Genomic DNA, 22,724 nt, shown 5'->3' on the forward strand with positions numbered 1-22,724 from the left:
CCATGACCCGACAGGTCACGACAACGAAAAGACGCCGCAACCGCTGCGCCGCCTTCGCCGGCGATAGCCGCGGAGCCACGGCCGTCGAATTCGCGCTCGTTGCCGCGCCGTTTCTCGCCCTCATCATCGCGCTCATCCAGACGTTTCTGGTTTTCTTTGCCCAGCAGATGCTTGAAACCGTGGTGCGCCAGTCGGCGCGTCTCGTCATGACGGGGCAGGTTCAGTCGGCGCAGATGAACCAGGCGGTTTTCAAGCAGAAGGTCTGCGATCAGATCGTGATCCTGTTCAATTGCAGCGGTCTGATGGTCGACATGCAGGTCGCGACGTCCTGGTCTTCCGCGAACACGGCGACGCCCACGCTGACCTTCGACGGCTCGGGCAATGTGACCAACAGCTGGCAATACGATCCGGGCGATTCCGGCGATATCGTCGTTCTTCGCGTCATGTATGTCTGGCCGGTCGTGCTCGGGCCGCTCGGCTTCAATCTCTCGAACCTTACCAATGGCAACCGGCTGCTCATGTCGTCCGCCGCGTTCCAGAACGAGCCAGGAGCTACCTGATGATCTCCGCCCTGTCATCCCGCGCTCGGCAGATGCTGACCGATGTACGCGCTGTTGCAGCGACGGAGTTCGCCATCGTGACGCCGTTCATGCTGGTGCTCTATGTCGGCGGCGTCGAGCTCGGGAACGGGCTCGCCATGAACGTCAAGGTCAGCGCGACCGCGCACAGCGTTGCCGACATGATCTCGCAGAACACGGCCGTCACGTCGACCCAGATGGACGGCATTCTCGCTGCGGCGAGCTCCATCATGGCTCCCTATCCCATCAAGAACGGCAGCACCTCGCTGATGACGATCACGGTCTCCGAGGTCTCGACCGACAGCAATGGTAACGCGACGGTGCAATGGAGCAAGTCGACCAGTACGTCGGGGGCGAGGGCCGCCGGTCAGCAGATGACCTTGTCGTCCTTTACCGCGCCGGGCGGTACCAGCAATGCCAACATCTCGCTCATCCTGAGCGAGGTGTCCTACGACTACGCGCCCAACCTCGGCTTCACGATCGCCGGCACGGTGAAGCTGTCCGACAGCTATTACCTGTTCCCCCGCTGCTCGACGAACACCCCCGCCACGTCGAGTTTTCCCTATTACGACGTGAAATATCCGGCGGCGAAGACCTGCACCTGCGTGCAGCACTTGCAGCAGAAGACCTGTTAGTTTCACGGAACGCGGTCGAAGCCGGATGCCGCTGAGGCAAGCTTCTGTCCCGATTTCCTCCCGGCCCCTGTGCGCAATTGCGCACCAGGCCGGGATGACATTGGGGTGAACGCTTACGCCGCCACGGTGGCGCGGTCGAGCGCTGCGATCAGCTTTGCCGCGATGGGATGGTCGGACCGCGGATTTTGGCCGGTGATCAGCTCGCGGTCCTCGACCACGTAAGGCTCGAAATCGACGGCGCTTCTGCTGACCTCGGCACCTGCAGCTCCCAGCGCGTCCGGCATGGTGAAGTAGATCTTGCCGTGCAGGAACTGCTCCTCGATCGGTATCTCTTCCGAGGCGGTGAACACCGTCATCTTGTATCCCGCATATTGCCAGCCCTTGCCCAGCTCCGCGATCTTGGCCTTGTCGCCGGCGATCAGGGCGGCGCGATAGGCCTTGGCGTCGGGCAGGGCGGCCAGCGTCGCGATCGGCCCGTGGCAGAGCAGCGCGGTGATCTTCTTCCGTTCATGGAAATATCGCAGGATCTTGCCGAGCTCGGCATCCTGCATGAGGTCGACGACCGGCCCCTGGCCGCCGGGAACGAAGACGGCGACATAGCCGTCCAATCCCTCCTCCACGATCGCGCGCAACGTGTGCACGTTGGTCATCGCCGGGTCCTTGTCGAAGAAGTCGCGTCCCCGCCGGTAGGCCTTCTCGTCGCCGCCGAAATGGGCCGCATGATCGGAGGCGGGATCGATGTACGGTTGCTTGCCGTTCGGCGTGGCCAGCACCACCTCGTAACCGGCATCGACCAAGGCCATCGCGGGCACGACGGTCTCGTTGAGATATTGGCCGGTCGGCCCGGTGCCGCCGCCCTGGATCTCGATACGGGTGGCATTGGAGCCGACGACGAGCACTTTTCCTTTGGACATGGAATCTCCTGCGATTTGCTTGATCGTTTTGCGGTTAGAACTTCATAACAATCCGCCCGACGCGAACGGCAACCTGCCGCGACGACCGTTCTGGCGTTTCAAGCAACGACTGGAGCAGATCGAGCGGAGCACGCCGCTTCGCTCCGCAAGCTCGCCCCGAAGGCTCCTGCGGAGGGAATAATCTGTCGCTGTCGAAGAAGTAAGCGGCTTCGCTGATGGCGCGCAAGCCAGCCTCCCAACGTCATTCCGCGCGCAACTTAGGGGATGCGGCGCAATCTGACCATGTGGCGCGATCGGCCTAGAGCGGATGCATCGTGCGATTTTGCAATGATGCCATCATGCTCCTGTTTTGCCCGACGAGTCAAATTGCTTCGGGAAAGCGTAAGTCGTTGATCCGCCACGCCCCGGCTACTGTGCATGGGGTTGTTTTCGCAGTTTTTGTTTGGAGCAGCCCGCGCGCGGCGCTTTACGCGCTCTCGGTCTCCCGGTGCACGTCGTGCACCACGAGGCCCATGCCTTCCTCGGGCATCTTGATCCAGTCGCGGCGCTTCAGCGTGCGCTTGGTGTCCTCGTAGCCGCTTGTCCAGTGCTCGCGCATCGAGGTGCCCGAGAATTCGTGGTCCTTGGCGTCGCCCTCATAGGCCTTCTGCTGGTAGATCAGGTGCAGGATCGCGATCTCGGGCATGTTGCGCAGGCTCGCCTTGAGCTGGCGATCCTCGTCGGAGAGTTGCTCGTCCGGGATTTTCGCCAGTGCCTTGTAGAGCAGAACCTTGAGGTTGTGGGTGCGGCGATAGACGTCGGTGTTGTGGCGCGTGCGCGAGGAATACATGATGTCCTTGTGGCGGGCCATCACGTCCTGGATCGAGCGCGGCAGCACGCCCCGCGCGCTGAACAGGTCGACCTGGAACACCAGCGAGTTGAGCGCATCCTCCTGGTCGAGCAGATGCTGCAGCGGCGTGTTGGAGACGATGCCGCCGTCCCAGAAATGATCGGTGCCGATCCGCACCATCGGCAGCGCCGGGGGCAGGGCGCCGGAGGCCATGATGTGCTCCGGCTCGATCTCGTCATGGGAATTGTCGAAATAGATGAAGTTGCCCGAGAGCACGTTGACCGCGCCGACCGCGAAGCGGACCTTCTTCTCGTTGATGAGATCGAAGTCGACGAGCTCCAGCAGGCTCTCCTTCAGCGGCATCGTGTCGTAATAGCTGGTGGCGGTGCGCGCGCCGACCGGGCTGAACCAGGGATTGACCTGGTGCGGGGTGAAGAAGCCGGGCTGGCCCATCGCCGACGTCATCCACGCACTGGTGAGATTGCGCCACTGGCGGAAGATGTCGCCGTCGGGCGTGTAATGCCAGATCTTGCGGTTGGTGATGCGCTCCCAGAAGATGCGCAGCGCTTCCAGCCGCTTCTCCGGCTTGTTGCCGGCGATGATGGCAGAATTGATTGCACCGATCGAGACGCCGCAGACCCAGTCGGGCTCGATGCCGGCTTCGTGCAGCGCCTGGTAGACGCCGGCCTGGTAGGCGCCGAGTGCGCCGCCGCCTTGCAGCACCAGCGCGACGCGGTCGCAGCGTTCGGGGCGCCAGCCCCGTGCGGGAGGCTGATGCGTCTGATGAGCCGGTTGCGACGTGCGGGCGTCCATGGGGGCCTCCTAGCGTGGACCAAACGATTGCGTCCGGCAGTGACGGCGTGATGACAATTTCAGCGCCGATGCATCGTCTGCATGCAGGTCAACCGCAGCGGGAATGGCGGGAGGTCGTGCGCCTGACGGAAATCCTTCACATCGCAGTCAATGACGGCGGCTAGCAATTTGCGGGTCCAGGCCTGACGCCGCCGGGCGGGCATCACACACAGGAGATCAGGATGCGCAGGGAAGACGTGCTGAGACTTCCGTCCATGCCGGCGGCGGGGCCGAGCTATCCGGCCGGGCCCTATCGCTTCGTCAACCGGGAATTCCTCGTCATCACCTACGAGACCGATCCGGAGCTGATCCGCGCCGGCCTGCCTGAGCCGCTGGAGCCGATCGACCAGCCGATCGTGCATTACGAATGGATCAAGATGCCGGACTCCTCCGGCTTCGGCAGCTACACCGAATCCGGGCTCGTCATCCCCGCGCGCCTCAACGGCGAGGAGGTCAATTTCGTCTCGCAGATGTATCTCGACGACGATCCGCCGATCGCGGCGGGCCGCGAGATCTGGGGCTTTCCCAAGAAATACGCCCATCCCAAGCTCGAGATCGTCAAGGACACGCTGACGGGCACGCTGGAATATGCCGGCCAGCTCGTCGCCATGGGCACGATGGGCTACAAGCACGAGAGCATGGCCGGCAACGGCGATCGCACCCGTGCGACGCTGTCGAAGACGCAGATCAATCTGAAGATGATCCCGGGCGTCGACGGCCGTCTCGAAGTCTGTCAGCTCGTCGCGATCAACCTCATCGACATCGTGCCGAAGGGCTCCTGGATGGGGCCCGGCCGGCTGCATCTGGTGCCGCATGTCAACGCGCCGGTCGCGGATTTCCCGGTTCGCCGCTGCCTGGGCGCGCACCATTACATCGCCGATCTCACGCTGCCGTTCGGCCGCGTCGTGCACGACTACGTCAAGGAGGCCGAGGCGGTGGCGGCGACGGGGCTGGCCGCGGAGTAGGCGGCACCATCATCAAACTGTAACAAAGCCGTAATTGAGTACCCGTGAGAGGTCCGGAAGATGCCGTCAGCCATCATCCGGAAGCGGGGCATTTGTTGACGGTTGGGGTTGGCCATGGCTGAGCCGGCGAAGCTTGTCAGCGCGATATCGGATTCCGTGCCCGCGATTCCCGGCCTGGTCTGGGCGTTCCGGCTGCATGGTGACGGCAGTGCCGAGGCGCTGCCGATCGACCGGCCGATCGAGTTCAGCCATGACGGCCGGCTCTGGCTGCATTTCAACCTGACCGATGCGCGCGCACGGCCCTGGATCGCGGCGTCGCAGCTGCCGCCGCTCGCGCGCGACCTCCTGCTGTCCAACGACACCTTCCAGCAGCTTCACGTCATCGACCATTGCGTCTACGGCGTCTTCTCCGATCTCGTGCGCGACATCGACAGCGCGACGGAAGAGACCGCGTTCCTGCGTTTCGCCATGACCGAGCATCTTCTCGTCAGCGGCCGGCATCAGGCGCTGTGCTCGGCCGATGCGACGCGCCGCGTGCTCGAAGGCGGCTACCGCGTCGATAACGTCGCCCATCTCCTGGAAAAGATTGTCGACGAGGTCGCCGACACGCTGGACCGGATGGCGGACAAGCTCGGCCAGGAGGTCGACGACATCGAGGAACGGATTTTGGCCGACGACGCCAAGCCGGAGATGCGCCGCAATCTCGGTCGGCTGCGCCGGACCTGCGTCAGGTTGCATCGCCAGCTCACCGGCCTGCGCGTGCTGTTCCACCGCCTCGATCAGAAGAACACCGATCATCTCGCGCCGGCCTTGCGCATTCACGCCGGCAAGCTGGCGCAGAGGCTGGACGGGCTCGATCACGACATCGTCGAGCTCCGCGAACGCAGCCGCCTGCTCGAGGAGGAGCTGCGCTTCAAGAACGAGGAGGAGAGCAACCACCACCTCCACACGCTCTCCATCGTGACCTCGCTGCTGCTGCCGCCGACCCTGATCACCGGCATCTTCGGCATGAACACCAAGGGCCTGCCGCTCACCGACGTCGAGAGCGGATTCCTCTGGGCGGCGCTCCTGATGGCCTCGTCGGTCGGCGCGGCCTATCTGTTCATGCGGCGCACGGGTATCTTCAGGTAGCGTACGCAGCCGGTATCAGCCGTGATCGGGACGTCCCACAGATTTCCGCTGCGAAATGCGGCCGCGATTGTGCTGGCCTCAACGATGGCGAGCACCGGCGCGCTTGCCGGCGCCAAGGACGAAAGCGCGGCCGGATGGCTGGCGCCAAAATGGTTCAACGAATGGCATGACGGGCTCGCCAACAAGGGCCTGAATTTCGGCGCCACCTATATCGCCGACAACATCGCCAACGTCTCCGGCGGGGTGAAGCGCGGCGCCATCCATTTCGGGCGCATTGATCTCTCGGTCGATGCCGATCTCGACAAGCTCGTCGCCTGGACCGGCGGCCGCTTCTACGCCAATGCGTTCGTGATCTACGGCCAGGGGCTGAGCCGCAACTACGTGATGAACCTCGCCACCATCAGCGAGATCGAGGCACTGCCGGACCAGCGGCTCTACAATGCCTATTTCGAGCAGAGCTTCTTTGGCGACCGCCTGAACATCAGGGCCGGCCAGCAGGCCGCCGACGTCGAGTTCTTCGACAGCCAGACCGACGACCTCTTCATCAACGGCACCTTCGGCTGGCCCGCGATCAAGGCGAGCAATCTTCCGGCCGGCGGCCCGGCACCGCCGATCGCGGTGCCGGGTATCCGCATCAAGGCGGCGCTGACCGACAACATCACCGCGTTCGGTGCGGTGTTCAACGGCGATCCGTCAGGCCCGGGCGAGGCCGATCCGCAGCTGCGCGACCATCATGGCCTGGCGTTCCGCGTCAACGATCCGCCGTGGGTGATCGGGCAGGTTCGCTTCAACTACGACATCGATATCGGCGGCCGGCCGCTCGCCGGCAATTTCACGCCGGGCGCCTGGAAGCATTACGGCTCGTTCGACAGTCAGCGTTTTACGGCGGAGGGGCTGTCGATCGCCGATCCCGGCGGAAGCGGTGTCCCTGCAAGACTTCGCGGCAATTACGGTATCTTCGCCGTCATCGAGCAGGTGCTCTATCGCCCGCCGGAGGTGAAGGACAACAGCACGTCAGCCTCGATCCCGGGCGTCACCGCGTTCGGCCGCATCGCCTACAGCCCGCCGGACCGCAATCTGATCGACCTTTACGTGGACGGCGGCATCGGGTTCGTCGGCTTCACGCCAGGCCGTCCGCTCGATCGCTTCGGCGTGGCGATGGCCTATATGCGGATTTCGAACACCGCGCGCAATCTCGACATCGACACGCAGGCGTTCACCGGCGTCCAGGGACCGGTGCGCAGCAACGAGACGCTGATCGAGATGATCTACGAGGCGCATATCAAGCCGGGCTGGCTGATCGCGCCTTACTTCCAATACGTGTTCCGCCCCTCCGGCGGCATCCCCAATCCGAACGATCCGACCGGCGTTTCGCGGATCGGTGACGCCGCAGTCTTCGGCGTCACCACCACGATCAGGTACTAGGCCATCGCCGGCTTCGGCTCGGCCTTCGGTTGCCGCGACAGCGCCAGCACGATCAGCGAGGCGAACACGCAGAGCGCGCCGGCGATGAAGAACGCGGGCAGGTAGCTCTCATAGACCGTCCGCGAGAAACCGGCGCCGAACGCCGCTGTGCCTGCGCCGAGCTGATGGCCGGCAAAGATCCAGCCGAACACCAGATTGGCGCGCTCGGGTCCGAACTTCTGCGCGGTGAGCCGCACCGTCGGCGGCACCGTGGCGATCCAGTCGAGCCCGTAGAACATCGCGAAGATCGACAGCCCGTAGAACGAGAAGTCGCTGAAGGGCAGGAAGATCAGCGAGAGGCCGCGCAGGCCATAGTACCAGAACAGCAGATAGCGGTTGTCGTAGCGGTCCGACAGCCAGCCCGACATGATGGTGCCGAAGAAATCGAAGATACCCATCGCGGCGAGCAGGCTTGCGGCCTGCACTTGCGGGATGCCGAAATCGAGGCACATCGGGATCAGGTGCACCTGGACGAGGCCGTTGGTCGACGCGCCGCAGACGAAGAAGGTCGCAAACAGGATCCAGAACGCGCGCGACTTCGAGGCGTCGCGCAGCGTGCCGAGCGCCACGCCCGTGATCGAGCCATGGCTGACCGGCGGGGCCGGCAGGGGCTCGGTGCCTTCGTCGCCGAACGGGCGCAGGCCCACGTCGCTCGGCCGGTCGCGCATCGCGAGGAGAACCGCCACGGCGGAGACGCCGAGCGCGATGCAGACGAAGCCGAGCGCGAGCCGCCAGCCGTAACGTTCGGTCAGGCTTGCGAGCAGCGGCAGGAATACGAGCTGGCCGGTGGCGACGCTCGCGGTCATGATGCCGACGACGAGGCCGCGCCGCGCGGCGAACCAGCGCGTCGCTATGGTGGCGCCCAGCACCAGCGCGGTCATGCCGGTGCCAATGCCGATCACGACGCCCCACAGCAGCACGAGCTGCCAGACTTCGGTCATGCCCAGCGAAAGCACCAGCGCCGAGACCACGATGAGCTGCGCAGTCAGCGTGACGTTACGCAGGCCGTAGCGGTTGAGCAGGGCGGCCGCGAACGGCGCCATCAGCCCGAACAGGATGAAGCGGATCGACAGCGCGGAGGAAATCTGCGCCGTGCTCCAGCCGAACTCGTGCTGAAGCGGGACGATGAACACGCCGGGCGCACCGACCGTGCCGGCGCTGATCAGCGCGGTGAGGAAGGTCACGCCGACCATCACCCAGCCGTAGTGGATATTGCGGCGGCCGAGTGTTGCCGCGAGCCAGTTCGAGATCATTGGGCCTCAATGTTTGATGGGCAGGCTTTGAAACACCTGCACGAGCTTGCAGAATGGCACGGGACGTGTCTGTCGAAAATGACAGAGTTCCCTCATTTTCGGACGTGTCTTGGTCAGTGCGTCAGACGCTCCACGGCGATGGCCGTGGCTTCACCGCCGCCAATGCAGAGTGCCGCGACGCCGCGTTTGAGGTTGTGCGCCTCGAGCGCATGCAGCAGCGTCACGATCAGCCGCGCGCCGGTGGCGCCGATGGGATGGCCGAGCGCGCAGGCGCCGCCGTTGATGTTCAGCTTGTCGCGGGGGATGCCGAGATCGCGTTGCGCCGCCATCGCCACCACGGCGAAGGCCTCGTTGATTTCGAACAGATCGACGTCGCCGGCGCTCCAGCCAACCTTGTCGAGGAGCTTGCGGATCGCCGGGATCGGCGCCGTCGTGAACCATTGCGGCTCCTGGCTGTGGGTGGCGTGGCCCTTGATCTCGGCAATTGCCGGCAGGCCGTTGCGATCAGCGAGCGAGCGCTTCGTCAGCACCAGCGCGGCGGCGCCATCGGCATTGGCGGAGGAGGCGGCCGGCGTGATGGTGCCGTTGGCGCGGAACGCCGGCTTCAGACCCGGAATTTTGGCCGGGTCGACCTTCAGCGGATGCTCGTCATTGGCGATGATGCGCGGGCCTGCTTTCTCGGTGAGCGTGATCGGTGCGATCTCGGCCTTGAACGCGCCGCCCTCGACCGCCTTGCGCGCGCGGCTCAGCGTCTCCATCGCATAGGCATCCTGGTCCTTGCGGGTGAACTGATAGGCTTCCGCGGTGGCCTCGCCGAAATCGCCCATGGAGCGGCCGGTCTCGTAGGCATCCTCCAGCCCGTCCATCATCATGTGGTCGATGATGCGGTCGTGCCCGGCGCGGTAGCCACCGCGCGCCTTGGCGAGCAAATAGGGCGCGTTGCTCATGCTCTCCATGCCGCCAGAGACGACGATCTCGGCCGAGCCTGCGCGGATGATGTCGTGCGCCAGCATGGTCGCCTTCATGCCGGAGCCGCAGACCTTGTTGACCGTGGTCGCGCCCGTGGCGTCGGGCAGGCCCGCGCTACGTGCCGCCTGGCGGGCCGGCGCCTGGCCTTGTCCGGCCGGCAGCACACAGCCCATGAAGACCTCGTCGATCTTCTCGGGCGCGAGCCTAGCGCGCTCAAGCGCCGCGCCGATGACATGGGATCCGAGCTTGTGTGCCGCCAGCGGCGACAGCTCGCCCATGAAGCGGCCGAGGGGGGTGCGGGCAGCGGAGACGATGACGACGGGATCGGCGGCTTCGGCCATGATGAAACTCCCTGCGATGATGGGAAAGATTATGGTCATCATATGATGCGGCGCAAAAAATGCAACCGCGGCCGGCATGAGAAATTGTCGTGGTTCGGATGAGATTTGGTCGTTCGATTGAAGGAGGTGACGTGACTGTCGCGGGCTTTGGTGTGGTGACCGCTCCGCGCGACACTGTCATCGCCCGACTTGATCGGGCGATCCAGTATTCCAGAGGTGGTGGTGATCGAACCGATAAGCCGCGGCGTGCTCGATGCCCCGGTTACGCCGGGGCATGACACCTTGGAGCGGACTACCGCTTCCTGTTCACGAACGCCTGCATCAGCCGCGTCGGCTCGTCCGTCAGGAACGACTCGCCGAACACCTTGACGCTGAGATTTACCGACTCCGTCAGCGGCAGTTCCTCCCATTGCCGCAGCAGCGCCTTTTGCGAGCGCAGCGCCTCGGGGCCGCATTCGAGCAACGCCGTCACAACGTGTTCGACCTCGACATCCAATCCGCCCTCCGGCGCGACCTTGTCCACCAGTCCCCAGGCCAGCGCGGTCGGCGCGTCGATGTTCTCCGCCGTCATCACCAGCCAGCGGGCGCGGGCCCAGCCGATGAGGCGCGGAAGCAGCGCGGCGTGGATCACCGAGGGGATGCCGACGCGGACCTCCGGCATGCCGAAATGCGCATCGTGTGCAGCGATTCTGAAATCGCAGGCGGCGGCGACTTCGAGGCCACCGCCGAGGCACCAGCCCGGCATCCGCGCGATCACGGGGGCCGGGAATTGGCGGACGGCCTCGCAGAGATCACGCAGGCGGCTGATGAAGGCTTCGGCTGACTTCTGGTCGAGCTTGGCCATCTCCTTGATGTCGGCGCCGCCGATCATGCTCTTTTCGCTCTGGCCGCGCAGCACCACGATGCGGATGCTGCGGTCGGTTGCGAGGGTCTGCAGGCCTTCGCGCACGGCATCGGTGACGGGTGAGCCCAAAATGTTGAGCGAACCGGCGTTGCAGATCGCGACGTGAACGACGCCGCGCGCATCGCGCGTCACGCCGCAGTGATTGTTGAGCATTTCCATCGGGGTATCTCGGAGTTTCGTGGACATGCGCGAGGCGCGCGGGTCGGGATCACTTCGGTGCCGAAACGCCCTGCTTGTCAAGCGGGTGGGGGACGGAGTTGCCACGGGGAAGTTCGTGACATAGTATGACGGATATCATACAAAGAGGCCGCCATGACCTGTAACGATCAACTCGACCTGTTTTCGCCCGCGCAGCGGCGTGAGCGCGTGGTGGACTGGCAGGTGCCTGCGCCGGTTGCAAAAGTAGCGATGGGGCTTTCAGGCATGGACGCGATGCTGGGAATCCGCGACGGCCGGTTGCCGCCGCCGCCCTTCGCAAAATTGATCGGTTTCACTATGGCCGTGGTCGAGTCGGGCCGGATCGTGATGGAACTTGAGCCGCGCGAGGATCTCGAAAACACCATCGGCCTCCTGCACGGCGCGACCGCCGCGGCGCTGATCGATACCGCCATGGGCTGCGCCATCTCGACGCGGCTGGAGCCCGGGCAATCGTCCGTGACGCTCGACCTGAAAATGACCTTCCTGCGCCCGCTGTCGGTCCGTTCCGGGCTGATCTCGGCTGAAGGCAAGATCATCAAGCTGGGGCGTCAGACCAGCTACACGGAAGGTTTCGTGCGCGACGGCAAGGGCGCGCTCGCAGTCCATGCAACTGCAACCTTTTCCATGATCGGCGCGACAACTTAACATGAATTAATGCACCGCCTGGTCCATTTCTGTGTTATGAGATGATCTCCGACATTCAATGAGACCCGCATGCGCTATTCCCGGGAACACAAGCAGGAAACCCACGACCGCATCGTGAAGAAGGCCTCCGTGCGGCTGCGCGAAAAAGGCGCCCACGGCATCGGCGTCGCCGACCTCATGAAGGAGGCGGGCCTGACCCATGGCGGCTTCTACGCGCATTTCGACTCGCGCGAGGCGCTGGTGATCGAGGCCTTTGCCTACGCCATGGACCGCTCGATGGAGCACTGGCGCAAGCAGTCCGATCAGGTCGCGCCCGAAAAGCAACTGACCCAGATCGTCGAGACCTATCTCTCGGCGCTGCATCGGGACAATCCCGGCCACGGTTGCTCTATTCCCGCGCTCGGCGCCGAGATCGCCCGCGAGAGCCCGAAGACGCGCAAGGCCTTTGCCGGAAAGCTCGACGAGATGGTCGAGATGATGACCGATTTCATCCCCAACCTGCCGCGCAAGGCCGCGCGCAAGCAGGCGATCGCGACGCTGGCCACGATGGCCGGCACCATGCTGCTGGCGCGCATCGCAGGATCCAGCGAACTGTCGGACGAGGTGCTGAAGGCCGGCAAGGACAGCGCGCTCGATGGCGCGAAGCGCGAGCCGAAGGTGACGGCGGCGAAGAAGGCGAAGCAGAGCTAGGCCTTAGCCACGCTCTCAGGTGCCGTAGGGTGGGCAAAGGCGCGTCAGCGCCGTGCCCACCATCTCTCTACGATCACGGGTGACGTGGTGGGCACGCTTCGCTTTGCCCACCCTACGAGACCGTCCTTACCGCCCCGCAAACAACGCCCGCTCGCGCTCCACGATCTCGCCGATGTAATCGGCCACCGCGCGTATCCGCGCGAGATCCTTGCTGTCCGCGTGCATCAGCATCCAGAACGTCCGCGTGATCGAGATCTCCTCCGGCAGCACCGCCACCAGCTGCGGATAATCACTCGCCATGAAGTGTGGTAGCACGGCGATGCCGAAGCCCGCGAGCGTGGCATTGAGCTGCGCGATCAGATTGGCGCTGCGGAAGCGCGCTGAAATCCGCGGCGACACCTGCGGGAGGTAGTCGAGCTCGGGCGTGAATAGCAATTCCTCGATGTAGCCGACGAAGCGATGCTGCGGCAGCACCTCGCGCGAGGTGATGGCCGGAAAGCGGTCGAGATAGACCGGTGCCGCATAGAGGCCGAGCCGATAGTCGAGCAGCTTGCGGCCGACGATGCGGCCTTCCTTCGGCATGGTCAGGCTGATTGCGATATCGGCCTCGCGCTTGGAGAGACTGAACAGCCGCGCGGTGGCCACAAGTTGCAGATCGAGGTCGGGATAGCGGTCGGCGAACGGCGCCAGCCGCGGCGCCAGGAAGGCGGTGCCGAACCCGTCGGGCGCGCCGATCCGCACCGTGCCGGTCAGCCGCGCCACCGAGCCGCCGACCTGCTCCTGGTTGGCGACGATTGTCGATTCCATGGCTTCCGCGCTGTCGGCGACGCGCTGGCCGGCCTCGGTGAGGAGATAGCCGGTCTTGCGCCGGTCAAACAGCTTTGCCGAGAGGTGTCTCTCCAGCCGGTCGACACGGCGGATCACGGTGGCGTGGTCCACTCCGAGCTGTTTAGCCGCAGCCGAAACCGAGCCGCCCCGCACGATGGCCAGCACGAAGCGGAAGTCGTCCCAGTCGATGCTACCTTGATCCAGCATTTTCGCACATCTATGGTGCATTATCTCAGACTTGAATCCTATAAAATGCAGGTCGATAGGATTTGTCAAAGCGTTCACGCTCGACCTCAGGAGATCATTCCATGCGTTCAATCGGACATTTCATCGGTGGCAAGGAGGTCAAGGGCACCTCGGGCCGGACGGCAGACGTTTTCGAGCCGATGACCGGTGACGTCCAGGCCAAGGTGGCGCTGGCGTCCAAGGCCGAGGTCCGCGCTGCCGTGGAGAACGCCCGCGCCGCGCAGCCGGAATGGGCCGCGACCAACCCGCAGCGCCGCGCCCGCGTCATGATGAAGTTCGTGGAGCTGGTGCAGCGCGACTACGACAAGCTCGCCGAGCTGCTCGCGCGCGAGCACGGCAAGACCGTGCCGGACGCCAAGGGCGACATTCAGCGCGGCCTCGAAGTCGCGGAGTTCGCCTGCGGCATCCCGCATCTGATGAAGGGCGAATACACCGAGGGCGCCGGCCCCGGCATCGACATCTATTCCATGCGCCAGCCGCTCGGCGTCGTCGCCGGCATCACGCCGTTCAATTTCCCGGCGATGATCCCGATGTGGAAGTTCGCCCCCGCCATCGCCTGCGGCAATGCCTTCATCCTGAAGCCGTCCGAGCGCGACCCCGGCGTGCCGATGATGCTCGCCGAACTGATGATCGAGGCGGGCCTGCCGGCTGGCATCCTCAACGTCGTCAACGGCGACAAGGAAGCGGTCGACGCCATCCTCGACGATCCCGACATCAAGGCCGTCGGCTTCGTCGGCTCCACGCCGATCGCGCAATACATCTACGAGCGCGCAGCCCAGACCGGCAAGCGCTGCCAGTGCTTTGGCGGCGCCAAGAACCACGCCATCATCATGCCCGACGCGGACATGGACCAGGCGGTCGACGCGCTGATCGGCGCCGGCTACGGCTCCGCCGGCGAGCGCTGCATGGCCGTGTCGGTCGCGGTCCCCGTCGGCAAGGCCACCGCCGACCGGCTGATGGAAAAGCTGATCCCGCGCGTCGAGTCGCTCAAGATCGGCACCTCGATCGATCCGTCCGCCGACTACGGTCCGCTGGTCACGCGCGAGGCGGTCGAGAAGGTCAAGAGCTACATCGACATCGGCATCAAGGAAGGCGCAACGCTCGCCGTCGACGGCCGTGGCTTCAAGATGCAGGGCTACGAGAAGGGCTTCTATCTCGGCGGTTCGCTGTTCGACAACGTCACCAAGGACATGCGGATCTACAAGGAAGAGATCTTTGGGCCCGTGCTCTCGGTCGTGCGCGCGCACGACTACAAGGAAGCGCTGGCGCTGCCGTCGGATCATGACTACGGCAACGGCGTCGCCATCTTCACCCGCGACGGCGACGCCGCGCGCGACTTCGCGGCCAAGGTCAATGTCGGCATGGTCGGCGTCAACGTGCCGATCCCGGTGCCGATCGCCTATTACACCTTCGGCGGCTGGAAGAAGTCGGGCTTCGGCGACCTCAACCAGCACGGCCCGGACTCGGTCCGCTTCTACACCAAGACCAAGACGGTGACCTCGCGCTGGCCGTCCGGCGTCAAGGAAGGTGCGGAGTTCTCGATCCCGCTGATGAAGTAACCCTCTCAAGAGCGAGGCCGGGGATGCAGTTCGCTCTGAACGAGGATCAGGTCTCGGTTCGCGACATGGCGTTGGCGTTTGCGGCCGAGAAGATCGCGCCGCACGCGTTGCGCTGGGACGAGGAAAAGCATTTCCCCGTCGACGTGATGCGCGAGGCTGCCGCGCTCGGCATGGGCGGCATCTACATCCGCGAGGATGTCGGTGGTTCCGCGATGACGCGGTTCGACGCGGCGCTGATCTTCGAGGCGCTGGCGACGGGCTGTCCGACAACCTCGGCCTTCATCTCCATCCACAACATGGCGTCCTGGATGATCGATGCCTTCGGCAGCGACACCCAGCGCCACAAATGGTTGCCAAAACTCTGCTCGATGGAGCTGATTGCGAGCTACTGCCTGACTGAGCCGGGCGCCGGCTCCGATGCGGCAGCGCTGCGCACCCGTGCCGTGCGCGACGGCGATCATTACGTCCTCAACGGCCAGAAGCAGTTCATCTCCGGCGCCGGCGGCACGGATCTTCTTGTCGCCATGGTCCGAACTGGCGGTGACGGCGCCGGCGGCGTCTCGACCCTCGTGATCGACGGCAACACGCCCGGCGTCTCCTACGGCGCCAATGAGCGCAAGATGGGCTGGAATGCGCAGCCGACCCGCGCCGTGATGTTCGAGAACGCCCGCGTACCGGTCGCCAACCGCCTCGGCGAGGAGGGCATTGGCTTCAAGATCGCGATGGCCGGCCTCGACGGCGGCCGCCTCAACATCACCGCATGCTCGCTCGGCGGTGCGCAGACCGCGCTCGACAAGGCGCGCACATACATGAAGGAGCGCAAGGCTTTTGGAAAACGTCTCGACGAATTCCAGGCATTGCAATTCCGGCTAGCCGACATGGCGATCGAGCTCGAAGCCGCGCGCACCTTCCTGTGGCGCGCAGCGGCGGCGCTCGACCGCAAGGACCCCGATGCCACCATGCTCTGCGCCATGGCAAAGCGCTTCGGCACCGATGTCGGCTTCGAGGTCGCCAACCAGGCGCTCCAGCTCCATGGCGGCTACGGCTATCTCAGCGAATACGGCATCGAGAAGATCGTGCGCGATCTGCGCGTGCACCAGATCCTCGAAGGCACCAATGAAATCATGCGGCTCATCGTGGCGCGCAAATTGATCGAGGGCGCGCGATGAATGGCGTGGAAGAGGGCGATCTGGTCGCCCGCGTCGAGGGCGCAGCCGGCGTGATCCGGCTCAACCGCCCCAAGGCCATCAACGCTGTGACGCTGGAGATGTTTCGCGACATCGAGACTGCGCTCGACCGTTTCGAGGCCGATCCCGCCGTCGCCGTGATCCTGCTGGAGGGGGCCGGCGAGCGCGGCCTCTGCGCCGGCGGCGATATCCGCGCGCTCTGGGAAAGCTCGAAGGTCAACGGTGACCTCGGCAAGATCCTGTGGCGCGAGGAGTACATCCTCAACGCCCGGATCAAGAGATTCCCAAAACCCTATGTCGCGTTCATGGACGGCATCGTGATGGGCGGCGGTGTCGGGCTCTCCGCCCATGCCAGCCACCGCGTCGTCACCGACCGCACCAGGCTCGCGATGCCTGAAGTTGGCCTCGGCTTCTTCCCGGACGTCGGCGGCACCTTTCTGTTGTCGCGCTCGCCGGGGGAGATCGGCACGTATTTCGGCCTGACCGGCCAGACCATGAACGGGCCCGATGCAATCCACGCGAAGTTCGCCGATGCTGTCGTGCCGGCGGTGAAATTACCGGAACTGCGCGAGGCTCTGACAGGGACTCGTTCCGGGGCGACCGCAGCCGATGTCAGCAAGCTCATCAACGGCTTTGCGACCGGTGAATCCGCGGGGCCGGTCGCCGCGAAAGAGCCTGATATCGACGCGTTGTTCGGCTTCGACCGCATGGAGGACATCGTCGCTGCGCTCGAGCGCGACGGCTCCGAGTTCGCGCAGGCGACGCTGAAGACGCTCAACGAGAAATCGCCGCGCGGCATGGTGGTGACATTGAAGCTGCTGCGGCTCGCGCGCACGGCATCGAGCCTGGAAGAGTGCCTGGTGCGCGAATATCGTGCTGCGCTGGAGGTCTTCCGCAGCGACGATTTCCGCGAAGGCGTGCGCGCGGCCGTGATCGACAAGGACCGCAATCCGACCTGGTCGCCGTCACGCATCGAGGATGTGACGCAAGAGATGCTTGCGCCGTATCTCGCCGAGATCGGCGCCGACGAACTTAAGTTCAACTAGTCAACGAAACGTCTAGCGGAGGATATCGATATGGCCACGATCGCATTCATCGGTCTCGGCAACATGGGCGGCCCGATGGCGGCCAATCTGGTCAAGGCCGGCCACAAGGTGGTGGCGTTCGATCTCGTCGAAGCCTCCCGCAATCAGGCCAAGGCCGATGGCGCCGGCATCGCCGATAGCGCCACTGGTGCGGTGAAGGGAGCCGATGTCGTTGTCACCATGCTGCCGGCTGGCAAGCACGTGCTCGGCGTCTGGAGCGAAGTTGTTCCCGCCATGGCCAAGGGCGCGCTGATCATCGACAGCTCCACCATCGACGTCGAGAGCGCGCGTCAGGCGCATGCGCTGGCGGCCAAGCACGGTGTGCTCTCGGTTGATGCGCCGGTCTCCGGCGGCACGGGCGGCGCCAAGGGCGCGACGCTCACCTTCATGTGTGGCGGCGAGGAGGGCGCGTTCGCGGCGGCAAAGCCGGTGCTGGAGAAGATGGGCAAGAAGATCGTGCATTGCGGCGGTGCCGGCGCCGGGCAGGCGGCAAAGATCTGCAACAACATGATCCTCGGCATCTCCATGATCGCGGTGAGCGAGGCCTTTGCGCTGGCTGAGAAGCTCGGGCTCTCGCATCAGGCGCTGTTCGACGTCGCTTCGACCTCGTCGGGCCAGTGCTGGTCGCTGACGACCTATTGCCCGGTGCCGGGCCCGGTGCCGACCTCGCCCGCCAACAACGATTACAAACCGGGCTTTGCCTCGGCGCTGATGGTGAAGGATCTGACGCTGGCCCAGGACGCCGCCAAGGCCGCGGGCGCGGCCACGCCGCTCGGCAAGCATGCGCAGGAGATCTATCAGGCCTTCGACAAGGCGGGCCAGGGCGGGGTGGATTTTTCTGGAATTATCAAGCACGTTAGGGGGCTAGCCGGGAAAGCCTAATGACGACATTTCAGGACGCGCGCGCGTTTCTGCTGCAACACCGCACGGATTACGAGACAGCGGTCAAAGACTTCCGCTGGCCCGATCCGGTTCCCTTCAATTGGGCGCTCGACTGGTTCGACGAGCTCGCGAAGGATGCGGACGCCAAGGACCGGCCCGCGCTCTGGATCGTCGATGCCGCACAGGACAAGCAAACCAAGCTGTCTTTCGCGGCGCTCTCGCAGCGCTCCAACCAGGTCGCCAACTTCCTGCGCGCGCAGGGTCTGAAGCGCGGCGACCACCTGCTGCTGCTGCTCGGCAATGTGGTGCCGTTGTGGGAGACGATGCTGGCGGCGATGAAACTCGGCGTCGTCGTGATTCCCGCGACCACGCTGCTCACCGCGGACGAGCTGCGCGACCGGCTCGATCGCGGCAAGGCGAAGGCGGTGGTCGCGGCGCAAGACCAGGTCGCGAAGTTCGCAAGCCTCGGTGCTGAGAATATCGTCCGCATCGTCGTCGGTGCGGCCTCCGATGGCTGGCTTGCCTATGACGAGGCAGCGAAGGCTTCGGAGAGTTTTTCGGCTGACGGTCCGACCAACGCCGACGACCCGATGCTGCTCTATTTCACCTCGGGCACCACGGCAAAACCAAAGCTCGTGCGCCATAGCCAGCGCAGCTATCCCGTCGGCCATCTCTCGACCATGTATTGGATCGGGCTGAAGCCCGGCGACGTCCATCTCAACATCTCATCACCCGGCTGGGCCAAGCACGCCTGGAGCTGCTTCTTCGCGCCGTGGAACGCGGGCGCGACCGTGTTCGTGGTCAACCAGCCGCGCTTCGATGCCAAGGGGCTGCTCGCCACCATCGGCCGCTGCGGCGTCACCACGCTGTGCGCGCCGCCGACGGTGTGGCGGTTGTTCATCCAGGAGAACCTGGCGTCGTTCAAGGTGAGCTTGCGCGAGGTCTGCGGCGCCGGCGAGCCTCTCAATCCGGAAGTGATCGACCAGGTGCAGGCCGCCTGGGGTCTCACCATCCGCGACGGCTACGGCCAGACCGAGACCACCGCGCTGGCCGGCAACTCGCCGGGGCAAAAGATCAAGGTCGGCTCGATGGGCCGGCCGCTGCCGGGCTATCGCGTGCAGGTCAGCGATGCCGACGGCAACCCGGCGAAGGAGGGCGAGGTGGCGTTGGTGCTCGGCGCTGAGCGCCCCGCCGGCCTGATGCAGGGCTATCAGGGCGACGACGGCCAGCTGTCGGGTGCGGAAGGCGAGCTCTACCGCAGCGGTGACGTCGTGTTCGCAGACGAGGACGGCTATCTCACCTTCGTTGGCCGTTCCGACGACGTGTTCAAATCCTCCGATTATCGCATCAGCCCGTTCGAGCTCGAGAGCGTGCTGCTTGAGCATGAGCTCGTCGCGGAAGCCGCGGTGGTGCCGAGCCCGGACCCGATCCGGCTGGCGATCCCCAAGGCCTTTGTGCTGCTGACATCAGGTGCGGAGCGCTCGCCCGAGACCGCGCTCTCCATCTTCAGACATCTGCACACGCGCCTTGCGCCGTTCAAGCGCATCCGCCGCCTTGAAATCGTCACCGAACTGCCGAAGACGATCTCGGGCAAGATCCGCCGCGTGCAGCTCAGGCGGTTGGAGCGCGACGACGACCGCAGCGATCCCCTGCGCGGCCGGGAATTCCGGGAAGAGGATTTTCCGGAGCTGCCGAAAACACGGAGTGAGACCTAAGTGAACGAAGTCTGGAAGAAGACGCCGATTTCCCTCGAAGCCTATCAGGCCATGGTCGGCAAGGAGATCGGCGTGTCGTCGTGGCACCTGGTCGATCAGCCCCGCATCGACACCTATGCCGACGTGATCGAGGATCACCAGTTCATCCATGTCGATCCGGAGCGCGCGAAGAAAGAGACCGCCTTCGGCACCACCATCGCCCACGGCTTCCTGACGATGTCGCTGCTGTCGATCATGTCCTATGAGGTGATGCCGGTCATCGCCGGCACCACGATGGGCGTCAATTACGGCTTCGACAAGCTGCGCTTCATCTCGCCGGTGCGCTCGGGCAAGCGCGTCCGCGGCCGTTTCGTGCTGGCGGAGGCCAAGCTGCGCAAGCCCAACGAGTTGCAGTCCCGCACCAACGTCACGGTGGAGATAGAGGGCGAGGACAAGCCCGCGCTGGTCGCCGATTGGCTCGGGTTGATCTATTTCGCGTAGGCTCAGTCGGGCTTGACCCGGCAACCCATCGCTGCTCAAAAGCTGTCCAAATCTCGTGCGGAGCGCCGTTACCCTCTCCCCCTGTGGGAGAGGGTGGCTTCGCGGAACGCGAAGCCGGGTGAGGGGTATCTCTCCACGAGCTCGGCTGCCGAGAGATACCCCTCATCCGGCGCTTCGCGCCACCTTCTCCCACAAGGGGAGAAGGGAAGAAAGCACAAGGAATCACAATGGCAATCAGGTTCGACGGACGTGTCGCCATCGTCACCGGCGCGGGTAATGGCCTCGGACGCGCGCATGCGCTGGGGCTGGCCAGCCGCGGCGCGAAGGTCGTCGTCAACGATTTCGGCGGCGCGCGTGACGGCAGCGGCGCCTCGCTGTCGCCGGCCGAAGCTGTCGTCGAGGAGATCCGCAAAGCCGGCGGCACCGCGATGGCCGACGGCGCCGACGTCTCCAATTTCGAGCAGGTCACCGCCATGGTCGAGCGCGCCACCAAGGAGTGGGGCAGCGTCGACCTGATGTGCGCCAACGCCGGCATCCTGCGCGACAAGTCGTTCGGCAAGATGGAGGCCGCCGATTTCCAGAAGGTGCTCGACGTGCATCTCGTCGGCACCTTCTATTGCTGCAAGGCGGCCTGGGCCGGCATGCGCGACCGCAATTATGGGCGCATCGTGCTGACGACGTCGTCCTCCGGCCTCTATGGCAATTTCGGCCAGGCCAATTACGGCGCGGCCAAGTCCGGCATGGTCGGCCTGATGAACGTGCTGGCGGAAGAGGGCCGCAAGAACAACATCCGCGTCAACATCATCTCGCCGACCGCGGCGACCCGCATGACGGAAGAGCTGCTGCCGCCGCAGGCGCTGCAACTGATGAAGCCGAACGCGATCACGCCCGCGGTCGAGTACATGCTGAGCGAGGACGCGCCGACCCGCACCATCATGGGTGCCGGTGCCGGCTCCTTCGCCGTGATCAAGATTTTGGAGAGCGAAGGCATCAACCTGCCGGAATCCGAATGGACGCCGGATGCCGTCGCCGCGCATTTCGCCGAGATCAGCGACATGTCGAAGGCCAAGGCGTTGCAGGGCGCGTTCGAGCAGACGCAGAAATACGTGGCGCAGGCCGCGGCACGGGCGGGGATCAAGCTCTGACTGACGTCGCCGTCATCGGTGCCGGTCCCGCCGGGCTGATGGCGGCGGAGGTGCTGGCGCAGGGCGGCGCCCGCGTCACCGTCTACGACGCGATGCCGTCCGCCGGCCGCAAGCTCCTGATGGCCGGCCGCGGCGGCCTCAATCTCACCCATAGCGAACCGCTGCCGGATTTCATGCCGCGCTACCGCGAGGCAGCGCCGATGCTGCAAGCGGCGATCGCGGCGTTCTCGCCCGACGGGCTCCGCGCCTGGAGCGCGGCGCTGGGAGAGGCGACTTTCGTCGGCAGCAGCGGGCGTGTGTTTCCAAAGGCGTTCAAGGCCTCGCCCTTGCTGCGCGCCTGGCTGCGGCGGCTCGATGCCGGCGGCGTTCGGTTCGCCTTTCGTCATCGCTGGACCGGCTGGGACGGTGAGGGGCGGTTGCTATTTCGCACCATCGATGGGCAACGGCCGATTGAAGCCAAGGCCACAGTCCTCGCGCTCGGCGGCGCAAGCTGGCCGCGGCTGGGCTCCGACGGCGGCTGGGCCGATATCCTTGCGTCCAAAGGCGTTGCGGTCTCAAAGCTGCGGCCGGCCAATTCCGGCTTCACCGTCGCATGGTCCGACGTGTTCCGCGACCGCTTCGAGGGCCAGCCGCTCAAGGGCGTGGCGCTGACGATCGGGGCGCATACAGTCCGCGGCGAAGCCATGATCACGCGCAGCGGCATCGAAGGTGGCGCCATCTACGCATTGTCGGCCGAGCTGCGCGAGGCGGTGCTGGGTCTCGGGCAGGCGACGTTGACGATCGCATTGCGGCCCGAGCTCGACGTCGCCGCGCTGACCACGCGCCTGTCGGGCACGCGTGGCAAGCAATCGCTCGCGAACTTCCTGCGCAAGGCGGCGCAGCTGTCGCCGGTCGGCATCGGCCTGATGCAGGAGGCCGCGATCGCATCTGGCCGGCCGCTGGCGTTGTTCTCGCCGGCGGAGCTTGCGAAGCTGATCAACGCTATTCCCGTTCAACTCACCGGCGTTGCCCCGATCGAGCGCGCCATCTCGACGGCGGGCGGGGTGACCTTCGACGAGCTCGACGAACGCCTTATGCTGCGCAAGCTGCCCGGTGTGTTCGCCGCCGGCGAGATGCTCGACTGGGAGGCGCCGACCGGCGGCTATTTGTTGCAGGCGTCGTTTGCGACGGGCGCTGCCGCGGGCAGGGGTGTGTTGCGATGGTTCGCGCAATCTTCGTCCTGATCACTC

At 65.1% G+C, this 22,724-nt stretch carries 21 protein-coding genes; 15 read left to right on the forward strand and 6 right to left on the reverse strand.

The features are described from left to right. The first annotated feature begins 2 nt into the window (after window positions 1-2). Together ACKWRH_RS18205 and ACKWRH_RS18210 are read left to right on the forward strand one after the other, a co-directional pair. On the forward strand, window positions 3-560 hold the full coding sequence (locus ACKWRH_RS18205) for a TadE/TadG family type IV pilus assembly protein (protein ID WP_445221703.1): 558 nt from the start codon (window positions 3-5) through the stop codon (window positions 558-560). Then, window positions 560-1,213 (forward strand): TadE/TadG family type IV pilus assembly protein, encoded by a 654-nt coding sequence (locus ACKWRH_RS18210; RefSeq protein ID WP_028157690.1) that lies wholly within the window; start codon window positions 560-562, stop codon window positions 1,211-1,213. The genes ACKWRH_RS18205 and ACKWRH_RS18210 overlap by 1 nt, the downstream gene beginning before the upstream one ends. A gap of 113 nt (window positions 1,214-1,326) precedes the next feature. On the opposite strand, the gene ACKWRH_RS18215 is transcribed toward ACKWRH_RS18210, so the two are convergent. Both ACKWRH_RS18215 and ACKWRH_RS18220 read right to left on the reverse strand, forming a co-directional pair. Next, the gene (locus ACKWRH_RS18215) at window positions 1,327-2,127 is read right to left on the reverse strand and encodes a type 1 glutamine amidotransferase domain-containing protein (protein WP_445221704.1); all 801 of its coding nucleotides are present in this window, start codon (window positions 2,125-2,127) and stop codon (window positions 1,327-1,329) included. Between the two features lie 466 nt (window positions 2,128-2,593). Further along, window positions 2,594-3,769 (reverse strand): patatin-like phospholipase family protein, encoded by a 1,176-nt coding sequence (locus tag ACKWRH_RS18220; RefSeq protein ID WP_445221705.1) that lies wholly within the window; start codon window positions 3,767-3,769, stop codon window positions 2,594-2,596. Between the two features lie 221 nt (window positions 3,770-3,990). Between ACKWRH_RS18220 and ACKWRH_RS18225 the strand changes: the two genes are divergently transcribed. The 3 genes from ACKWRH_RS18225 to ACKWRH_RS18235 all read left to right on the forward strand — a co-directional run bounded on the left by ACKWRH_RS18225 (window position 3,991) and on the right by ACKWRH_RS18235 (window position 7,329). After that, window positions 3,991-4,773: an acetoacetate decarboxylase gene (locus ACKWRH_RS18225; RefSeq protein WP_028153388.1), complete on the forward strand. Its 783-nt coding sequence runs from the start codon at window positions 3,991-3,993 to the stop codon at window positions 4,771-4,773. Window positions 4,774-4,887: 114 nt separating this feature from the next. Continuing rightward, window positions 4,888-5,904, forward strand: a complete 1,017-nt coding sequence (locus ACKWRH_RS18230; RefSeq protein ID WP_445221706.1) for a transporter — start codon at window positions 4,888-4,890, stop codon at window positions 5,902-5,904. 21 nt (window positions 5,905-5,925) lie between these two features. Next, window positions 5,926-7,329: a carbohydrate porin gene (locus tag ACKWRH_RS18235; protein WP_445221707.1), complete on the forward strand. Its 1,404-nt coding sequence runs from the start codon at window positions 5,926-5,928 to the stop codon at window positions 7,327-7,329. Here ACKWRH_RS18235 and ACKWRH_RS18240 read toward each other — a convergent pair. The 3 genes from ACKWRH_RS18240 to ACKWRH_RS18250 form a co-directional block, all read right to left on the reverse strand. Then, window positions 7,326-8,621 (reverse strand): MFS transporter, encoded by a 1,296-nt coding sequence (locus ACKWRH_RS18240; protein WP_445221708.1) that lies wholly within the window; start codon window positions 8,619-8,621, stop codon window positions 7,326-7,328. The two genes, ACKWRH_RS18235 and ACKWRH_RS18240, sit on opposite strands and share 4 nt — an antisense overlap. Window positions 8,622-8,734: 113 nt before the next feature. After that, on the reverse strand, window positions 8,735-9,931 hold the full coding sequence (locus ACKWRH_RS18245) for an acetyl-CoA C-acyltransferase (protein ID WP_445221709.1): 1,197 nt from the start codon (window positions 9,929-9,931) through the stop codon (window positions 8,735-8,737). 292 nt (window positions 9,932-10,223) lie between these two features. After that, entirely contained in the window at window positions 10,224-10,994 is a 771-nt protein-coding gene (locus ACKWRH_RS18250) for an enoyl-CoA hydratase (RefSeq protein ID WP_445221710.1), read from the reverse strand. Window positions 10,995-11,147: 153 nt separating this feature from the next. Between ACKWRH_RS18250 and ACKWRH_RS18255 the strand changes: the two genes are divergently transcribed. Further along, window positions 11,148-11,678, forward strand: coding sequence for a PaaI family thioesterase (locus tag ACKWRH_RS18255; RefSeq protein WP_445221711.1), 531 nt, complete (start codon window positions 11,148-11,150; stop codon window positions 11,676-11,678). A gap of 69 nt (window positions 11,679-11,747) precedes the next feature. Next, complete coding sequence (locus tag ACKWRH_RS18260; RefSeq protein WP_063983819.1) at window positions 11,748-12,368, forward strand: TetR/AcrR family transcriptional regulator; 621 nt, start codon at window positions 11,748-11,750, stop codon at window positions 12,366-12,368. 126 nt (window positions 12,369-12,494) lie between these two features. On the opposite strand, the gene ACKWRH_RS18265 is transcribed toward ACKWRH_RS18260, so the two are convergent. Beyond that, window positions 12,495-13,403, reverse strand: coding sequence for a LysR family transcriptional regulator (locus ACKWRH_RS18265; RefSeq protein WP_445221712.1), 909 nt, complete (start codon window positions 13,401-13,403; stop codon window positions 12,495-12,497). Between the two features lie 101 nt (window positions 13,404-13,504). Here ACKWRH_RS18265 and ACKWRH_RS18270 point away from each other — a divergent pair, with 101 nt between their 5' ends. The 8 genes from ACKWRH_RS18270 to ACKWRH_RS18305 all read left to right on the forward strand — a co-directional run bounded on the left by ACKWRH_RS18270 (window position 13,505) and on the right by ACKWRH_RS18305 (window position 22,718). Further along, entirely contained in the window at window positions 13,505-15,001 is a 1,497-nt protein-coding gene (locus tag ACKWRH_RS18270; protein WP_445221713.1) for a CoA-acylating methylmalonate-semialdehyde dehydrogenase, read from the forward strand. 23 nt (window positions 15,002-15,024) lie between these two features. Further along, on the forward strand, window positions 15,025-16,170 hold the full coding sequence (locus tag ACKWRH_RS18275; protein ID WP_445221714.1) for an isobutyryl-CoA dehydrogenase: 1,146 nt from the start codon (window positions 15,025-15,027) through the stop codon (window positions 16,168-16,170). Continuing rightward, the gene (locus ACKWRH_RS18280) at window positions 16,167-17,234 is read left to right on the forward strand and encodes an enoyl-CoA hydratase/isomerase family protein (protein ID WP_445221715.1); all 1,068 of its coding nucleotides are present in this window, start codon (window positions 16,167-16,169) and stop codon (window positions 17,232-17,234) included. The genes ACKWRH_RS18275 and ACKWRH_RS18280 overlap by 4 nt, the downstream gene beginning before the upstream one ends. A 24-nt stretch (window positions 17,235-17,258) precedes the next feature. Then, complete coding sequence (gene mmsB / locus ACKWRH_RS18285) at window positions 17,259-18,155, forward strand: 3-hydroxyisobutyrate dehydrogenase (RefSeq protein WP_445222433.1); 897 nt, start codon at window positions 17,259-17,261, stop codon at window positions 18,153-18,155. Then, window positions 18,155-19,870, forward strand: coding sequence for an AMP-binding protein (locus tag ACKWRH_RS18290; RefSeq protein WP_445221716.1), 1,716 nt, complete (start codon window positions 18,155-18,157; stop codon window positions 19,868-19,870). The genes mmsB and ACKWRH_RS18290 overlap by 1 nt, the downstream gene beginning before the upstream one ends. Then, complete coding sequence (locus ACKWRH_RS18295; RefSeq protein WP_445221717.1) at window positions 19,871-20,350, forward strand: MaoC family dehydratase; 480 nt, start codon at window positions 19,871-19,873, stop codon at window positions 20,348-20,350. It abuts the gene before it with no gap. Window positions 20,351-20,577: 227 nt separating this feature from the next. Next, the gene (locus tag ACKWRH_RS18300; protein ID WP_445221718.1) at window positions 20,578-21,495 is read left to right on the forward strand and encodes an SDR family NAD(P)-dependent oxidoreductase; all 918 of its coding nucleotides are present in this window, start codon (window positions 20,578-20,580) and stop codon (window positions 21,493-21,495) included. Next, window positions 21,492-22,718, forward strand: a complete 1,227-nt coding sequence (locus ACKWRH_RS18305; RefSeq protein ID WP_445222434.1) for an NAD(P)/FAD-dependent oxidoreductase — start codon at window positions 21,492-21,494, stop codon at window positions 22,716-22,718. The genes ACKWRH_RS18300 and ACKWRH_RS18305 overlap by 4 nt, the downstream gene beginning before the upstream one ends. The last annotated feature ends 6 nt before the right edge of the window (window positions 22,719-22,724 follow it).

This window comes from Bradyrhizobium sp. Pa8, from assembly GCF_052588265.1.

Bases quoted from the DNA above. Each gene is read 5' to 3' on its own strand.
- ACKWRH_RS18205 (WP_445221703.1), top strand. From the start codon at position 3: ATGACCCGACAGGTCACGACAACGAAAAGACGCCGCAACCGCTGCGCC.
- ACKWRH_RS18210 (WP_028157690.1), top strand. From the start codon at position 560: ATGATCTCCGCCCTGTCATCCCGCGCTCGGCAGATGCTGACCGATGTA.
- ACKWRH_RS18215 (WP_445221704.1), bottom strand. From the start codon at position 2,127: ATGTCCAAAGGAAAAGTGCTCGTCGTCGGCTCCAATGCCACCCGTATC.
- ACKWRH_RS18220 (WP_445221705.1), bottom strand. From the start codon at position 3,769: ATGGACGCCCGCACGTCGCAACCGGCTCATCAGACGCATCAGCCTCCC.
- ACKWRH_RS18225 (WP_028153388.1), top strand. From the start codon at position 3,991: ATGCGCAGGGAAGACGTGCTGAGACTTCCGTCCATGCCGGCGGCGGGG.
- ACKWRH_RS18230 (WP_445221706.1), top strand. From the start codon at position 4,888: ATGGCTGAGCCGGCGAAGCTTGTCAGCGCGATATCGGATTCCGTGCCC.
- ACKWRH_RS18240 (WP_445221708.1), bottom strand. From the start codon at position 8,621: ATGATCTCGAACTGGCTCGCGGCAACACTCGGCCGCCGCAATATCCAC.
- ACKWRH_RS18245 (WP_445221709.1), bottom strand. From the start codon at position 9,931: ATGGCCGAAGCCGCCGATCCCGTCGTCATCGTCTCCGCTGCCCGCACC.
- ACKWRH_RS18250 (WP_445221710.1), bottom strand. From the start codon at position 10,994: ATGGAAATGCTCAACAATCACTGCGGCGTGACGCGCGATGCGCGCGGC.
- ACKWRH_RS18255 (WP_445221711.1), top strand. From the start codon at position 11,148: ATGACCTGTAACGATCAACTCGACCTGTTTTCGCCCGCGCAGCGGCGT.
- ACKWRH_RS18260 (WP_063983819.1), top strand. From the start codon at position 11,748: ATGCGCTATTCCCGGGAACACAAGCAGGAAACCCACGACCGCATCGTG.
- ACKWRH_RS18265 (WP_445221712.1), bottom strand. From the start codon at position 13,403: ATGCTGGATCAAGGTAGCATCGACTGGGACGACTTCCGCTTCGTGCTG.
- ACKWRH_RS18270 (WP_445221713.1), top strand. From the start codon at position 13,505: ATGCGTTCAATCGGACATTTCATCGGTGGCAAGGAGGTCAAGGGCACC.
- ACKWRH_RS18275 (WP_445221714.1), top strand. From the start codon at position 15,025: ATGCAGTTCGCTCTGAACGAGGATCAGGTCTCGGTTCGCGACATGGCG.
- ACKWRH_RS18280 (WP_445221715.1), top strand. From the start codon at position 16,167: ATGAATGGCGTGGAAGAGGGCGATCTGGTCGCCCGCGTCGAGGGCGCA.
- ACKWRH_RS18290 (WP_445221716.1), top strand. From the start codon at position 18,155: ATGACGACATTTCAGGACGCGCGCGCGTTTCTGCTGCAACACCGCACG.
- ACKWRH_RS18300 (WP_445221718.1), top strand. From the start codon at position 20,578: ATGGCAATCAGGTTCGACGGACGTGTCGCCATCGTCACCGGCGCGGGT.